Origin of the sequence: Pelagibius sp. (genome assembly GCF_965249265.1) — a bacterium.
Lineage (GTDB): Bacteria > Pseudomonadota > Alphaproteobacteria > Kiloniellales > Kiloniellaceae > Pelagibius.
Genome location: NZ_OZ252224.1, coordinates 2,117,556 through 2,134,079, shown reverse-complemented (window position 1 = coordinate 2,134,079; position 16,524 = coordinate 2,117,556). Strand labels below are relative to the sequence as shown.

Below are 16,524 nucleotides of genomic sequence, written 5' to 3'. Positions count from 1 at the left end.
TAGGGATGACGGTACGAAAGCTGAGCAAGCTCACCGCGGTTCTCTCGCTCTCTCTGCTGGGCGCAGGCTGCGCCGGTGACCCTGAGCGTACGCCCGAGGCACAGGCCGTCGCGGATGTGGTCAATCATGTCTTCTACCACGCCAAGTGGCAGCCGATACCGGCTACACCGGAGAACCAGGCCGAGAGCATCTTGTTCCAGCAGAGTGTGTTCTTTGAGGACGGTTCGGCCGTGCTCCGGCGTGGCGAAGAGCGGGCCATCGACGCCCTGCTCATTGAAGCTGAACCCGACCCGGGAACGATCATAACCTTGAACGCCGGTCAAAGCCGCGACCCGGCCTACGACCGGTTGACTTTGCAGCGCCTCGAAGCCGTGCGCACGGCACTGGCCGATCGAGGCTATCAGGCGGTTCTGGGTTCTGCTCCGCGCGTGCCGGCACCCGGGACCGAGGGCAATGAAGTGCGTCTCAGCCTGGCCAAGTACATGGCCATTTTGCCGGACTGCGCCCAGCCGCAGCCGCTGGAGCCCGAACTCCCCGCATTTGACACGGCTTTTGGCTGCCCGAACGCCAACAACCTGGGTGTGATGGTGGCCAATCCGGCAGATCTCGAAAAAGGCCGGACGCTGGAACCCGGCGACGGCGAAGCGCTCAGCCGATCCGTGCGGCGCTACCGGATCGGTGAAATCGAACCTCTGGTCGAAGAGGGGACGAAGTCGGAATGAGCGTGGCTGATCGAGTCCTGGAACACAAAGCTGCCGACGCGACAGCCGCCGAATGCGTTGCCTTCGTCGGCGACAATCAAACGCACTCCGTTGTCGACTCAGTCCTCCGCGAGTACTTCGCCGAACCTTTGCTGAAGGACGGCGGCCCAAATCAGGCAATCGAGTTCCTGAGCGCCTCGGTACCACCTTCGGTCTTGATCGTCGATGTCTCCGAGGCCACCTCCCCGCAGACCGCGATGCTGTCGCTTCGTGCAGCCACACCTGAGATCACCAAGATTATCGGCATCGGGTCGGTGAATGACATCGCTGTCTATCGGGAAATCGTCGAGTCGGGCGCTACCGATTACCTGGTGAAGCCAGTGACCGAAAAAGCGCTGGTTTCAGCCCTGAACCGGACCGAAGAAAGCAACGAGCCGGTGGTTCCGGAAGTTGCGCAGGAAGAAAAAGCGCGGATCGCCGTGATCGGCTCTCGCGGCGGCGTCGGCGCCAGTACTCTGGCTGTAAACCTCGCTTGGATCCTCGCTGAAGAACGAAAGCATAAGACAACCCTGGTGGACCTTGATCTGGAGTTCGGCACCGTCGCTCTGTCGCTCGACATCGAACCGACACGCGGCCTCCGCGAGGCGCTGGAGAATCCTGCCCGCGTCGATGGTCTCTTTATCTCAAGTGCCACCGCCAAACTGACGCCGAACTTCGCCATTATGGCGACCGAGGAGAACCTGACCTCAGAGATCAACTACAATCCGAACGCCGTCGACGCGCTCTTCGAGGCCCTGGGACGCACCAACGACGCCATCGTCATCGATGTTCCGCGCGCCGCCTATGCAGTACGGCGGCGCGTCTTCGAAGTGGCCACCGAAATCCTGCTGGTGACAGAACTGAGCCTCTGCGGCCTGCGCGACAGCTTGCGGCTTCTCGCAGGCATCAGAGAGGTTGCCCCCGAGACACCGGTCCGGATCATCGCCAACCGTGCGCTCAACACCAAGCAGGCCATGGAGTTGCGCGACTTCCAACGCGCCCTGGAACACAAGGTTGACCTGCTGTTGCCTGATGAGCCCAAGGTGTTCAACGCCTCGGCCAATACGGGCAAGCCCCTCGCCCAGTCCCACGCCAAAGCCAAGGTCTGCAAGGTTATCCGTAAGCTCGCGCGCGACATCAAGCTGCCGGAGCCGCAGGAGAAGAAGCCGGCAAAGGGCAAAAAGAAGGCGGCAAAGAAGAAGGGGCTTTTCGGCCTCTTTCGCAAGGGCTGATACCTCATGTCGGGGGCCGTCAACAACGACCAGTCGAGCAGCGCTTCCACGAACGGTGTCGAGGATGCAAATCTCGATGCCGTGCGCCGTCAGCTCCAACCCGCTGTTCTCTCGCTGTTCGGCGATGATGACGTTTCTAACATCCCACGCCCGGAGCTGGCCCTGCGGATCGGGAACCTGCTCTCAAATGCCGTAGAGCAAAGCGGCACCAAGCTGACCCTCTTGCAGCGCCGAAAACTTGTCTCGGCCCTCATCGACTGGTTGCTTCAATGCGAAGCCATGCAGCCCGAAGAGCGCAATGAAATCCTGGAGCAGTTGCCGGATCCGCAAAGCGGCTCGATCAGCCCGCCGGAGGGTCACCCCAAGGGCAAAGCGACCTCGCACACACCAATCATTGAGGCGGCCCGAAACAAGGTCCATCCGCTGGTCATGGAGCGTCTGGACGTTTCCGCAGCTTCACAGCTGCCGCGCGAAGACCTGACACGGCAGATCGGCGAGATCGTGCGCGAAATCGTGCTCGATGAGAAGCTGAACCTCAATTCGCCGGAGCAGCAGTCCATCGTCGATCTCATGCTCGACGACATGTTGGGCCTTGGTCCTCTCGAGCCGCTGCTGGCCGATGAGTCGATTACCGACATCATGGTCAACGGGCCGCACCAGGTCTATATCGAGCGCCGCGGCAAACTGGAGCTTGCCGATGTGCGGTTCCAGAACGACGAACACGTTTTGAACATCGCCCGGCGGATCGTTTCGCAGATCGGCCGCCGTGTCGACGAAACGACACCCTTGGTCGACGCCCGCCTGCTCGACGGCAGCCGCGTCAATATCATCATTCCGCCGCTTGCCATCGACGGCCCTTCGATCTCGATCCGGAAGTTCTCCAAAAAAGGCATCACCCTCGACGTGATGCAGCGGCAAAACAATATCTCGGCCGCCATGGCCACGGTGTTGAAGATCGCTTCGCGCAGTCAGCTCAACATCCTGATATCCGGCGGCACGGGCTCCGGCAAGACGACACTGCTGAACGCCATGTCACAGTTGATTGACCCTGGTGAGCGTATCGTGACCATTGAGGACGCTGCCGAACTGCAATTGCAGCAACCTCACGTCGTCCGGCTGGAGACAAGACCGCCCAACCTGGAGGGCAGCGGCGAGATCACTATGCGTGATCTTGTAAAAAACGCCCTGCGTATGCGCCCCGACCGTATCATCCTGGGTGAGGTCCGCGGTTCCGAAGCTGTCGACATGCTTCAGGCCATGAACACCGGCCATGACGGCTCGCTCGGCACCATCCATGCCAACCGTCCAAGAGAGGCGCTCACACGCCTTGAAAACATGATCGGCATGGCCGGCATCAACCTTCCAGCTCGCGCCGTACGCACGCAGATCGCTTCTGCCTTGGACATGATCGTGCAGGTCTCGCGGATGCGCGACGGCATGCGGCGTATCACCCACGTGGAGGAAATCGTCGGCATGGAGGGTGAAATCATCACCACCCAAAATCTCTTCACCTACGAGTTCCAGGGCGAAGGCAAAGACGGCTTGCTGCTCGGCAATTTCAAGTCATCCGGCCTGCGTCCGCACTTCGGGCCTCGCGCTGCCTATTTCGGGTTGGACAAGCCGCTGCTGGAAGCGATGGGATGATTATCGAGTTGCCATTCGGCCTCGGCACCATCTCGGCCGAGCTGCTGCTCCTGATCCTCCCGAGCTTGCTGATGCTGATTATCCTGCTTCTGATTTTTGGCGGCGACGGCTCGGCAAAGCAGGTCAAGAGGCGTGTCGAGAGAATCAAAACATCAAATACCAGGGCGGCGACACCGGAATCGGTCTCAATCCGGCGCTCTGACACCGACAGCAGCATCGCGGTCGTGGACAGCCTTATCAAGCGCCTGATGCCACGGCCGGAAAGACTGCGTCTGCGCCTTCAGAGTGCAGGTTTTTCGGGTTCCCTTGGCCGCTATCTGATGATCGGATTGGTGTTGGGACTGATCACGACCGGCGGCCTACAGTTCCTCAGCTTCATGCCCCTGGTCGTCGCAATTCTGTTCGGTGTCTTCGCCGCGATTATGCTGCCGCATGCCGGTCTCAGCTTTCTTATCGCCCGCCGCAGAAACAAGTTCATCGCCCGCTTCTCTGACGCCATCGATCTGATGGTGCGCGGTCTTCGGTCAGGTCTTCCTATCACTGAATCAATCAAAACCGCCGGCGACGAGATTGTCGACCCGGTCGGGACAGAGCTGACACGCATTACCGATTCCGTCCGCCTCGGCGAGTCACTGGAAGACGCCCTTTGGGACGCTTCCAAACGTCTCGATATCCAGGAATTCAACTTTTTTACGGTCGCCCTCGCCATTCAGTCGGAGACCGGCGGCAATCTCGCCGAGACTCTCGCGAACCTTTCGGACGTTTTACGCCGCCGCCGGCAGTTGAAGTTGAAAATCAAGGCCCTTTCTTCGGAGGCCAAGGCCAGCGCCTACATCATCGGCTCCCTGCCGTTCATCATGGCGCTGCTGATTTTCCTGGTCAATGCGGGTTACATCATGGAGCTCTTCGAAGACCCCCGCGGACTCTTCATGGTCTTCCTTGGTTTCCTCAGCTTTGCCGTCGGTATCGGGGTCATGTATCGCATGGTTAAGTTCGAGATATGACACTGGAAGATCTCATCCCACCCGGCATGTCCATCGAAGACCTGCTGGTCCTGATGTCCGGATTTTCGGTCCTGGTCAGCGTCGTCGCTGTCTGGTTTGCCTTGCTGCATCGCGATGTCTCCGGCAAGCGTGCCGACATGATTGCCGCCCAGCGCCGCGATCTGCGCGCCGGCATGATGACACCGCGCCGGCGTGACGCGCAGTTACAAAGCCTGACCATGATGCACAAGGTGGTCGACAAGCTTAAGCTGCTGCGCAGCACCCAGGCAAAAAAGGTCAGCGCCAAGCTGATGCAGGCGGGCTGGCGCAGCAAAGATGCCGTGGTGCGTTTCTTTTTCTTCAAGCTTGCGCTGCCCTTTGCGTTCGGCGGTGTTGCCACCTTCTTGCTCTATGGCCTCGAAGCCTACAATCTGGGGCCGGCAGGTCGTGCCGCAGCAGCGCTGGGCGCAGTGGTTGCCGGTGCCTACCTGCCGGACATCATCGTAAAGAACGCCGCCGACAAGCGGCGCGCTGCGATCCAAAAGTCTCTGCCGGACGCCCTGGACCTCATGGTGATCTGCTCAGAAGCAGGCCTCAGTCTCGACGCAACGCTGACTCGTGTTTCTCAGGAAATGGAGAAGACGGCGCCGGAATTGTCTGACGAGTTCAGCCTTACCGGCTTGGAGCTCGGCTTTCTGCCTGACCGGCGGGTCGCGCTCCAGAATCTCGCGGACAGGACAGACCTGATAGTGATCCGCGGCGTGGTCGGAACCCTGTTGCAGGCGGAACGCTACGGCACTCCCCTTGCCCACTCGCTGCGGGTTCTGTCAGCCGAATCACGCGAAGAACGGGCGATGAAGGCAGAAGAAAAGGCTGCCCGGCTGCCCGCGCTTCTGACGGTGCCGATGATCATCTTCATCCTGCCGCCGCTTTTCATAGTCCTGATCGGGCCGGCGATCCTACGCACGATTGACGCTCTCAGCGGTATGTAGGTTTCCGCGGGCCCTTCCCGTAGTCCTCAAAGAATCGGCGCGAACAATCGTGAGAACCTGACGCCGAAGCGAAACCACACAGACTTGTCGTCGAGTTCACCCGCAACCACCTTGCGACTGGCAGAGAAATCATCGCGGAGCATGGTTTCGACCAATCCGGCAAAGCGCCGGTCCCAAACCACCGTTGAAATCTCAAAGTTCAACCGAAACGAACGGTTATCCAGGTTGGCGGTTCCGATGCTGGCCAGGGTGTCGTCCACCAGCAGAACTTTCTGATGCAGGAAACCAGCTTCATAACGGTAGATCTCTATTCCTGCCCGCTCCGCCATCGGATAGTAGGCATAACTCGCCCAATCCATCAGCACGTGATCCGCTTGCAGCGGCAGCAGAATACGCACCTCGACGCCGCGCAGCGACGCCAGTTGCAGTGCGGAAACGATCTGCTCGTCCGGCACGAAGTAAGGACTGGCAATCCAGATGCGCGTTTTTGCGGTTCGAATCACTTCCAACAGGAAGAGTTCACAGCTGTCCCAATGGTCAGCCGGACCGGTAGGCAGAACCAGCGCCGCTGCGCCCCCTGAGCCCGGCCGAGGATCCCACAGCAGTTCCGGCACCTCCCGGGCGGCCCAGTACCAGTCCTCGACAAAGGCAAGCTGGACGGCCTGCACAGCAGGGCCGCTCAGACGCACATGCGTGTCGCGCCAGGCACCGAATGGACCGCTCCTGCCCAGGTACTCGTCACCATAGTTCAAACCGCCCACAAAGGCTTTGCTGCCGTCGACAACCAAGGACTTGCGATGATTGCGGAAGTTCAACTGGAACCGATTGACGGGTCCCCGGACAGTCGAAAAAGCACGAACCTTCACGCCACCGGCCATCAGTTCCGCACCAAAGTTCGCGGGCAACCCATAGCTGCCAATTTCATCGTAGAGAAGGTGGACCGCGATCCCGCGGCGAGCCGTGCGCAGCAAACGAGCCTTCAGGTCGCGTCCAAGATCATCATCGCGGATCAGGTAGGATTGCAGGAGGACGTAGCGCTGGGCCGCATCTATGGCATCGAACATCGCCCCATAGGCGGCGGAGCCGTCCTGTAGAACTTCGATCTCGTTGCCGCTGGTAAACGGCATTCCAGCCAGACGTTCCAGGACCCGCAGACTGCAGCCCTCCGGCGTCTGGAAGCGGGTGTCCGGACGTTTCAGGCGGTCCCGCAAATCGGCGGCAATATGGTGGATCTTCAGGTCACCGCTTCGCCGCGCAGCGACGTAACCGTAGAACTTGCCGCGGCCGAAGATCCAGTAAAGCGGAAGCGCCAGATAGGGAAGGGTCACGAGCGAGATGGCCCAGGCAACAGCCCCCTGGGCGGTTCGGGTACGCACGATAGCGTGAAAGGCCGAAAGAATGCCGGAGAGATGAATTACCGCGGCCACAAAGCCCAGAAAGGGCCAAAGACTCTCTATTGAAACAGAATGCAAAAGGCTTCCTGAAACCTCTCCGCGATGGTCGGACCAAGCCCCGCCAGAGTGATATCACCCGTCAGAATCCGCAAGGGCCAACGGGAGGACTCAGTCAGCGCCTTTCAACAGACCGGCCAGGCTGGCTTGCAGATGCTCGGATCGGACCGGTTTGCGCAGCGAGCGAAAGCCCTCGGCCGCAATCTCGCCGCGCGGCCCGCGGCCCTGGTCGGCGGTCACGATCAACACCGGAACTTCACGCCCGGAGGCAGCGCGCAACCGCTTTGCCGCTTCGACTCCATTCACATTCTTCGGTAAGCGGTAGTCCGCCACGATCACATCGACGGGACCCCAATCCGAGGAAACGAGGTCGAGAGCCTCCTCGTAGTCCGAGGCAACGCGGACGCTGCACCCCCATATCCCGAGTGTCAGCGACATGGCCTTCTGGCTCTGGACATCGTCTTCCACAACCAAAACCTTCAAACCCTCAGCGGCAAACTCATCCTTCGCCTTCTCGGCAACGGCCTCATCTTCGGTAAGGTTGGCCAACGGAACCTCGACCGAAAAAACGCTGCCTTTACCCGGCATGGAATCCAGAAGGATCTCATGGTCGAGGATTCCGGCCAGACGACGGACGATCGATAGACCGAGACCGACCCCTTTCCGACGATCACGGGCCGCGTTATCAAGCTGGTGAAATTCCTCGAATATCGTGGCTCTTTCGGTTTCGGGAATCCCCGGGCCGGTGTCCCAAACCTCAATCCGCAGACGGTCGCCTCTGTGCCGACAGCCGAGCAGAATTTTACCGCTTTCCGTATAACGAACGGCGTTTGACAGCAGATTGCTAAGGATCCTCTCCAAGAGAACGGGGTCGCTGTGAACTGCCAGGCCGCAAGGGACCGTTCGCAGGGCCAGGCCCCGCTTGCTGGCCTGCTGCCCGTAGACCCGCAGCAGGCCGTCCAGAATCTTCTGAACGGGAACGGCCTCGATCCGCGCTTCCAGCTGACCGGTCTCCAGCTCGGAGATATCCAATAGGGCATTCAGCAGACGACCCGCCGCCTCCGAGGCTTCGCGGATATCGGCCACCAGCTCGTGAGCTTCATCGTCCTCGACTGTCGCCTCCAACGCGGCAACGAACAGTTCGATCGCATGCAGCGGTTGGCGCAGGTCGTGACTGGCCGCTGCCAGAAACCGGGTCTTTGCGTCATTGGCACGTTCGGCCGCTGCACGCGCGCCTTGCAGCTCCGTGACATCCGAAACGACAGTGGTGATCCCACCCTCGTGCGTTCGTCTCTCAGTGATCAGCAGAGACCGTCCGTCGCCCCAGTCTTGTTCGATGAAACTCTCGGCCGCCTGATGCCTGGCCAAACGGCGCTGAATCCAGGCCTCGGCAGCTTCCTCGTCTTCCAGGCCGGGAACGTAGTGATTGGCGACATTCTGCCTTACGATCTCTTCGAACTTAACGCCCGGTACGATGTAGTGGCTCTTTTCCTTCGAGACTTCGCGGTAGGTCTGATTACTCAGAACCAAACGATCATCGGAATCAAACAGAGCAAAGCCCTCTGACAGACTCTCGATCGCATCGATCAGCCGTGCCTCCGCAGCTTCCGCGCGTCGCCGTGCCTCGACCTCGGCGGTCTCATCTTCGGCCACGCCCCGGTACCCGGCAAACCGCCCTGTGCGGTCGTAATAGGGCTTGCCGTTGATACGCCAGGAGTAGCGCCGTCCACCACCATCGCAATAGGAAGCGCGAAGATCGCGGATCGGCCGCCTTGCCTCGAAATCCTCGCGGTACGCGCGCCAATAGGGATCGTTCTCAACGTCGGCGGAGAACAGATCCCATAGCGTCCGGCCAATCGCCTCCTGCGCGGCGGGCCTGGAACGGCCGCTCGCAGTCTGCACATCCAAGTAGGAGGAAAAGCGCAGCCCCTCGTCCATCTCCCAGAATCCGCCGGGACCGGACTGGGCGAAGTCCTTGAAGCGCTGCTCACTTTCCTTCAGGGCGTCTTCCGCCAGCACCCGGTCGGTGATGTCGAGGCGAATGCCGATGAAGCCGCCGGACTCGACCGGATGGTTGCGGGCCTCGATCCAACGCCCTTCGCTCGTCTTGGTGCGAAAGGTCGGATGCTCCTTGACATAGTCAGAAGGCTGCAGCCGCTGCATCGACATCTCGCCCGATGCCACAACAGCGAACTGGTCACGGTCGAAGGCCAGCTTCATCAGATCGTTATAGGCCGCCCCGGGGCGTAGATCGCTGGCCAGCCGCGGATAGAGTTCGCGGTACTTTCGATTGCAGAGAATCAGTTTGCCTTCGTTGTCGAACCACACGAAGCCGTCGGTCATGCTTTCGATCGCTTCAGACAACAGCGCGCGGGTACGGGCGGCCTCCATTTCACTCTGGAACAAGGCCCGCTCGGTGCGCTTGCGCTCCGTGATGTCGCTGCCCAGGGAACCAAGCCCGATGACCTGCCCGTCGGCACCGATCCGCGGAAACTTGATGGTCAGAATGGCTCGTTTCTGACCGTCGCGCTGAAAGGTCTCTTCCTGAATCAGGATGCGTCCGCTTCTCAGAACCTCCTGATCGGCCCGGGAGGTTCGACTGGACCATTCCACGTTCGACGAAATCTCCTCAGGCAGGCGACCGTACATTTCCTGTGCCGTCAGGCCGTGGACCTCTCGAAGCTGACGGCTCACAGCGACATAGCGGCCTTCGGCGTCCTTCAGGTTCATGTAGAGCGGCGCGTGCTCAAAAATCATCCGCAGGCACTCTTCGCTTTCGCGCAAGGCCTGTTCAAGCTTGCGGCGCTGCGTGACGTCGGAGCACATCACCCCGACCCCTCGGAGGGAGCCGTCCGGATCGAGGATCGGGAACTTGACCGTGATCGCTTCCATCGGCCCCCGCGGCAAGGGGATGTGTTCCTCAAACACCACCGGCTTTCTGGTCTCGATAACCTGAAGATCTACCTGCCGACTGCGCGATGCCCACTCCTCTGACAGCCCGATGTCCGACGCCAGCTTGCCGGCAGTGGTGTCCATCGCCACCGAGTAGATCTCGGAAAAGCGGCGGTTGGTCCGAACATAGCGACCTTCCGCATCCTTGATGCAGATGTCCATGGGCGAGTAATCGAGGATTGCCGAGAGTTGCGCTTCTTTCTCGTCCAACTCTGCGCGCAAAGCAGCGCCGTCCTCGACCGGCGTCAGCGTAACGGTCCAGCAGTTACCGCCGTCCGCCGCCATATCCAGAGGAGCCCAGCTGCAACGGACCGATGCTTGCGCCAACGCGGTCCCCGCGGCGGCCAGTGTTTCGTCGAAAGGCGCGCCCTCGGCCAATCGGCAGCCGGGTGGTGCACCACCGGGGCCCTTGCCCAAGACTTCGGAGAGAAAAGCAGGCGCAGCGCCTGAGGGGGTGACCCCCAACAGCTCAGCAAAGGCGGCATTGCCGTAAATCAGCGCCGGCTCCTTGCCGTCGCTGGCATAGAGCGCCACGGCCACGGCAACGGGAAGCCTTTCCAGAATCTGCTCGGCCAAAGCCGCCAGTCCCCAGTCGTCCGTTGCTTGGCTCCGAGTGCTCAGACGCATGTTCATCTATTGCCGGGCATCAGCCCAATTCCAAGTGTTTTGCTGCAGTCACCAAGAGCTCAGCCGGCAATCGCTAATCTCCTCGTTCAGATCCGCTGCCGTTCTCTCGCATTTACCCGGTTTCTCAAAGCTTCACAGGATTTCTGAACAACCAACCGGGAAATAGCAGTTCTGACTTAAGTAAACATTAACCATATACGCGAAAGAGGGTATGCGTCATTTAACGAATGCTCAAGAGGTCCTGGGACATCATCAAGAAGGTCGATGATATCAAGGATGGGGCGAATTTCCATGCCCAAGTACGACGTAAAGCTTCAGCTTGACGATGACGAGCATCAGATACATCTGGAGATTTACCAGCAGGTTGTCAGCACGCACGAGCAAAGCGAAGAAGAAGTCGTGCACCGCGCCAAGCAGCAGTTTCGCCATTGGGCGGAGGGACGCGGCCCTGAGTGGAAACTGGTGGCGATGCGCGTGCCCTTTGCCATGGTGACCGATAGCGAAATCCGGGTCACCCACTAGCCGGCCACCGGTCTCACCCCACACTGGCCTGAACCAGGCCGGCAGCCATCCTCACCCGCCGACAGCCCGCTCCACGACAAAACAGGACTGGCCCTGATCGGTCAGTGCCGAACAGGCCTCCTCGGCCTGATTCTCACTGCTGAAGCCGCCGGCCTGAACCCGGAAAAACACACCGCGATCGCCCAGCTTGGCTTCGTCCACCACCAGGCGCAACGGGGCAAAGACCGCGGGATATCCCTGTTTCAGCCGCTGCCACTCCTCGGCGATCTGCTGGCGATCACGGATCGCCGATACCTGCACCAGGATGGTGCCGTCAGGCGCATCCCAGGGCTCCAGAGAGAGTGCAGCCACTTGCTCGGCCTCTGAGCCCGCCTCTGGGCCTTTCGGGGCGCTGCCGTCCCCTGTGAGCTTCTCAGTGGGCGCCAGACTGGCTGCCGGCGGTGCAGCGGCTTCCAGCGGCGTTTCGGAAGCCGCCGGGACCGATACCTCCGCCTGCCCCGTACCATCGGCAACTGCGGACTCCAGCTTCTCATTCTCCGCCGCATCAGGCACAACCGCGGGCGCTTCTGCCACTTGAGGCGCCTCTACCGCTTGGTCTGATGGCACGGTCGGGCCTGCCGCCGTGCTCAGCGGCTCTTCGGTGTTCCCATCGGTCCGGTCGCCGCTCTGGGTCTGTTCCGGCAAAGCTTCGGCGCTGACCGGCTCCACCGGCGCAGCAACCACTGCAGGCGGTGCGATGGCAGGCGTGGCCGCGGGAGACCCGGCCGAAACGGATTGGGCCTCCAATAGACGCTTGCGGGCTCTTTCCCGGATAAGCTCCGCCTGGCTGGGCGGCCGCTCGCTCGACTCCGCACTCTCAAAGGTCAGCCGCTCGCCGCTGTAGGCGCGGTCCTCGTCAGCGGCAACCAGTCCCTCGGCCATCTGCTGGCGGCTGACGCTCAGCTCGCCGCCGGCATCGAAATCCAAATCCTTGGACCAGGCCTGCGGCTCCGTCGGCTGGGGTGGCGGCGGTGGCGGCCTCTGGCTCTCAGCAACCAGCGGCGGATCGGACTCGGGCGGCGGCCCCATCTCGATGGTGCAGGCAGTCAGCCCGATGCTGCCCGCCGTTATGGCCAGCACGGGCATCAGGGCCAAGCGGCAGCGCTTTATGAGAACCCCCATTTCCATGACCGGAAGGTACGACCCTAAAGCGCCGCCGACAAGGGGTGCTCGCACCCAACCAAAAGGCACAGAAGCATTAACCCTGTTAAGCCGCAGTGTCCTGCGAACCGCTATTCTGCAGCGGGGTTCGCAGGTTCATCCACCTGAACGATCACAGGCTGCATAGACTCAAAGTCCTCAACCGCCAGATGACAGGCGATCTGATGACCGGGACTGGGTTCATAGACCGGCGGCGCCTCGGTTTCGCAGATCGCCCCAATCTTTCGTGGGCAGCGCGTGTTGAAAGGACAGCCGCTTGGCGGATTGGTCACCGAAGGCAGGTTTCCTTCAAGAATGATCCGCTTCTTCTCGATCGAAGTGTCGGCGATGGGAACTGCCGAAAGCAGCGCCTCGGTGTAGGGATGATAAGGCGGCGAGAAGACCTCGTCCGTCGTCCCCTGCTCCACGATGTTGCCGAGGTACATGACCACGACGCGATCTGCCAGATAGCGCACCAGGCTGAGGTCATGACTGATGAAGATCAGGGTCGTGCGGTAGGTCTTCTGAATGTCCATCAGCAGGCCGGTCACCGCCGCCTGCACCGAAACATCAAGGGCCGAAACAGGTTCGTCCGCCACCACGGTCGAGGGATTGCCGGCGAAGGCCCGGGCGATGCCGACGCGCTGCTTCTGTCCGCCGGAAAGCTGGCGCGGCCGCCGCTTCGCAAAGTCGCGCGGCAGCTTTACCAGATCCAACAATTCCATAACCCGGGCGTCGATTTTGTCCTTATCGGCCTCGACGCCGAACTTGCGGATCACGCGGGCCAGCTGCGAGCCGACGGTGTGGCTGGGGTTCAGCGTATCAAAGGGGTTCTGGAACACCATCTGCATGGAGCCGATCTGCTCAGGCGTGCGGCTCTGCACCTCTTCCTGGGAGATGTCCTTGCCGTTGAACATCACCTTACCTTCGGTGGCTGTCTCCAGGCCCATCAGCACCTTGGCGAAGGTCGATTTGCCACAGCCCGACTCGCCGACGATAGCCACGGTCTCACAGGACCGGGCCTCGAACGAGATGCTCTCATTGGCCTTCACATGGCGAACCCGGTTGCCCTTGACCATGGCCGCAATGGAGTTGTCGGTAATCTCGTAATACTTCTTCATATTGTCGATGGAGAGCACCACCTCCCCGGCTTCCATCTCGCCGGCGCCGACGCCTTCGGGCTGGTAGCTGTCCCAATCGATCCCTTGCCAGCGGCGGCAGCGTACGGTGTGCCCGGGTTCGTTCGGGACCTCAGTCATACCAAGGCCTTCCTGGTCACAGGTTCCCGCTTCAAAGAAGTCGCAGCGCGGTCCGAAGTAACAGCCGGGGGGCCGCTGATGCGGCAGCGGCAGTTGCCCGCGAATGGGCACCAGCGGATGAGCAGTCTTGTCCGCACCGGGCAAGGGAATACAGCCGAACAATCCCTTGGTATAGGGATGGCGCATGTGGTCGAAGACCTCGTCGACGGAACCGTGCTCCACCACCACGCCGGAGTACATAACGTTCAAGCGGTCACAGGTCGCAAGGATGAGGCCCAGATTGTGCGAGATGTAGACCATCGAGGTGTTGAACTTGCCGGCGATCTCGCCGATCAGCTCAACGATGCCCGCTTCGACCGTAACGTCGAGCGCTGTCGTCGGCTCGTCGAGCAGCAGCAGCGAGGGGTTGGAGAGCAGCGCCATGGCGATGACCACACGCTGTTGCTGACCACCTGAAATCTGGTGCGGATAGACCTTCATGATCCGCTCCGGGTCAGGCAGCTTCACATCGGCGAGGATCTTTACCGCCCGGTCATAAGCCTCCTGCTCAGAAATGTCTTCGTGGCAGAGCGGCACCTCCATCAACTGACGTCCCAAGGTCATGCTGGGGTTCAGCGAGGCCATGGGTTCCTGATAGACCATGGCGATCTCGTTGCCGCGGAGCTGGCGCAGTTCCTCCGGACTGAAGGTCGTGAGGTCGCGGCCCTTGTAGAACACCTCACCGCCGACAATCGCTCCGTTCTTGCCGAGGTACTGCATGATTGCCATGGCGACCGTCGACTTGCCGCAACCGGACTCACCAACCAGGCCGATGGACTCGCCCTGGTTCAGAGTCATGTTGAAGTCGATGACCGCCGGGATCTCGCCGGCACGGGTGAAATAGGAGATGCAGAGATTCCTGCATTCCAGCACCGGACCGTCGTAGCTGCTGCTGCCGTTTTCCATGGCGCTCTCTCCTAATCCCGCAGCGAGACTTCACGCAGGCCGTCGGCCAGCAGATTGAAACCCAGAACCAGCGACGAAATCGCCAGACAGGGGAATACGACCATATGCGGCATGAAGGTGATGAACGACCGTGTTTCGGTGATCATGCCGCCCCAGTCCGGATCGGGCGGCGGCAGGCCCAAACCCAGGAAACCGAGCGTTCCGATAGTGATGATCACGTAACCCAACCGCAGGCAGGAGTCGACGATCAGCGGGCCCCGTGCATTGGGCAGGATCTCGATCATCATGATGCGCCAGGCTGACTCGCCCCGGGTCTCCGCCGCGAAGACATACTCACGATTGCGCAGATCCAGCACCAGGCCGCGCACAATACGCATGATGCCGGGCGCCGAAGCGAAGGTAACGGCAATGACGATGTTAAAGCCTGAAGCGCCGATGGTCGCGATGATGATGATGTAGAGCACCAGCACCGGGAACGATAGGATCACATTGGCGATGAAAGACAGGACATCATCGGTCAGGCCGCGGCGATAGCCGGCGGCAAGCCCCATCGGGATGCCGACGATGTAGGCGCAGAGGGTCGCCAGAGGCGCATAGAGAAGCACCTGGCGCGAACCGTGAATGATGCGCGACAGGATGTCCCGTCCAAGATGGTCCGTGCCCAACCAGTGGACGCTGCTTCCATCGGCGGCCGGTCCGCCCGGCAGGGTCATCGCGGCCCCGGTCGCATTGGGCGGAAACGGCGCCAGGACATCGGCAAGCAGGGCCACCAGAACCCAAAAGACGATGATGGCGAGGCCGACCATACCGACCCAGCTTTCGCGGATCAGCGCCGCCCCTTTGACCAGACGCAACAACGAGGATTCGCGGCGCGGTGCGGAAATGGCTTGGTCTGTCATCGCGCCCTCCTAGCTGAACCGAATACGGGGATTGAGATAGGTGTAGCCGATATCGGCCAGGGTCTGGGTTCCCACCGCCACGAAAACGGCCACCATGGCGCAGGCCTCGATCAAGAAGATGTCCTGATTGAGCGAAGCCTCCAAGAGTAAGGACCCAAAGCCTTTGTAGGCGAAGAACACCTCAACCACGATCACGCCGGACAACAGCCAGTTGATCTGCAGCATGATCACGGTAAAGGGGGCGATCAAGGCGTTGCGCAGCGCGTGTTTTCGAATCACCGTGCCATAAGGCAGGCCTTTGAGAACGGCGGTGCGTATGTAGTGGGTCATCATGACCTCGGCCATCGACGCCCGCGTCATACGGGCGATGTAGCCGAAGTCGTAAAGCACCAGCACGGTAATCGGCAGGATCAGTTGAACCCAGTCAAAGCCCCCGGCCATGGAGCTGGTTCCCGGCAGGCCCCAGCCGATGGTTTGCGGAAGGTAGAAAACGAACAGCGCCGCCAGGAGGGGCGCTGAGGCGATTTCCGGCACCGAGGTGGTGACGATGGAGCCGACCGACACCGTGCGGTCGAGGCCCGAGCCCTCGCGCATGCCGGCGATGACGCCGAGAAACAATCCAATGATGGAGGCAATCAGAAGCGCCCAGAATCCGAGAATGGCGGTGTTCCAGATCCGGCCCGGAAGAATCTCCGAAACCGGAACTTTGAAGCGGACCGAGTCGCCGAAGTCGCCGACCACCGCGTTGCCCAGCCAGCGGGCGTAGCGCACCGGCAGAGGGTCGAAGTAGCCGTTGGTCTCAAGCCAGATCTCGCGCTGCTGATCGGAGCTGTAGGCCCCAAGCACCTTGATGGCAACACCTTCGACGTTGATTTCCAGCAACAAGAACAAGAGAAGCGACACGACAAGCATGGTGAGGACCATGGTGCCTATCCGTCGCGCAATAAAAATCAGCATCGCTTCCTAGCCTTCCCGTCCCCCCGACGCGACCCGCCATGTATCACGTTTTGCCGCGTGACACGTTACCAGACCGTCCCGGTCATACGAAGCGGCGCAGCGGGGCCCACCCACTGCAAGTGAAGAGGGCCGCAGCACCCCC

12 protein-coding genes are annotated in these 16,524 nt (G+C 61.0%); 6 read left to right on the top strand and 6 right to left on the bottom strand.

Annotated elements, in window-relative coordinates; all coding sequences use genetic code 11:
- Positions 1-5 precede the first annotated feature (5 nt).
- The 5 genes from ACP146_RS10175 to ACP146_RS10155 are packed head-to-tail and all read left to right on the top strand — an operon-like array spanning position 6 to position 5,591.
- The gene (locus ACP146_RS10175; RefSeq protein WP_422366643.1) at positions 6-722 is read left to right on the top strand and encodes a CpaD family pilus assembly lipoprotein; all 717 of its coding nucleotides are present in this window, start codon (positions 6-8) and stop codon (positions 720-722) included.
- Positions 719-1,972, top strand: a complete 1,254-nt coding sequence (locus ACP146_RS10170; protein ID WP_425032530.1) for an AAA family ATPase — start codon at positions 719-721, stop codon at positions 1,970-1,972. Before ACP146_RS10175 ends, ACP146_RS10170 begins: the two co-directional genes overlap by 4 nt.
- 6 nt (positions 1,973-1,978) lie before the next feature.
- Positions 1,979-3,616: a CpaF family protein gene (locus tag ACP146_RS10165; protein WP_422366641.1), complete on the top strand. Its 1,638-nt coding sequence runs from the start codon at positions 1,979-1,981 to the stop codon at positions 3,614-3,616.
- The gene (locus ACP146_RS10160; RefSeq protein WP_422366640.1) at positions 3,613-4,620 is read left to right on the top strand and encodes a type II secretion system F family protein; all 1,008 of its coding nucleotides are present in this window, start codon (positions 3,613-3,615) and stop codon (positions 4,618-4,620) included. The genes ACP146_RS10165 and ACP146_RS10160 overlap by 4 nt, the downstream gene beginning before the upstream one ends.
- Complete coding sequence (locus ACP146_RS10155) at positions 4,617-5,591, top strand: type II secretion system F family protein (RefSeq protein ID WP_422366639.1); 975 nt, start codon at positions 4,617-4,619, stop codon at positions 5,589-5,591. The genes ACP146_RS10160 and ACP146_RS10155 overlap by 4 nt, the downstream gene beginning before the upstream one ends.
- Positions 5,592-5,617: 26 nt before the next feature.
- Here ACP146_RS10155 and cls read toward each other — a convergent pair whose 3' ends face one another.
- Entirely contained in the window at positions 5,618-7,063 is a 1,446-nt protein-coding gene (gene cls / locus ACP146_RS10150; protein ID WP_422366638.1) for a cardiolipin synthase, read from the bottom strand.
- 90 nt (positions 7,064-7,153) lie between these two features.
- Positions 7,154-10,621 carry a PAS-domain containing protein gene (locus ACP146_RS10145; RefSeq protein WP_422366637.1) on the bottom strand — a complete coding sequence of 1,156 codons (3,468 nt, stop codon included), beginning with the start codon at positions 10,619-10,621 and terminating at the stop codon, positions 7,154-7,156.
- A 276-nt stretch (positions 10,622-10,897) separates the two neighbouring features.
- Here ACP146_RS10145 and ACP146_RS10140 point away from each other — a divergent pair, with 276 nt between their 5' ends.
- On the top strand, positions 10,898-11,143 hold the full coding sequence (locus tag ACP146_RS10140; protein WP_422366636.1) for a hypothetical protein: 246 nt from the start codon (positions 10,898-10,900) through the stop codon (positions 11,141-11,143).
- Positions 11,144-11,194: 51 nt separating this feature from the next.
- Here ACP146_RS10140 and ACP146_RS10135 read toward each other — a convergent pair whose 3' ends face one another.
- The 4 genes from ACP146_RS10135 to ACP146_RS10120 all read right to left on the bottom strand — a co-directional run bounded on the left by ACP146_RS10135 (position 11,195) and on the right by ACP146_RS10120 (position 16,382).
- Entirely contained in the window at positions 11,195-12,268 is a 1,074-nt protein-coding gene (locus tag ACP146_RS10135; protein ID WP_422369640.1) for an SPOR domain-containing protein, read from the bottom strand.
- 146 nt (positions 12,269-12,414) lie between these two features.
- The gene (locus ACP146_RS10130) at positions 12,415-14,526 is read right to left on the bottom strand and encodes an ABC transporter ATP-binding protein (RefSeq protein ID WP_422366635.1); all 2,112 of its coding nucleotides are present in this window, start codon (positions 14,524-14,526) and stop codon (positions 12,415-12,417) included.
- 11 nt (positions 14,527-14,537) lie between these two features.
- Positions 14,538-15,425: an ABC transporter permease gene (locus ACP146_RS10125; protein ID WP_422366634.1), complete on the bottom strand. Its 888-nt coding sequence runs from the start codon at positions 15,423-15,425 to the stop codon at positions 14,538-14,540.
- A gap of 9 nt (positions 15,426-15,434) precedes the next feature.
- Positions 15,435-16,382, bottom strand: a complete 948-nt coding sequence (locus ACP146_RS10120) for an ABC transporter permease (protein ID WP_422366633.1) — start codon at positions 16,380-16,382, stop codon at positions 15,435-15,437.
- Between the last annotated feature and the right edge of the window lie 142 nt (positions 16,383-16,524).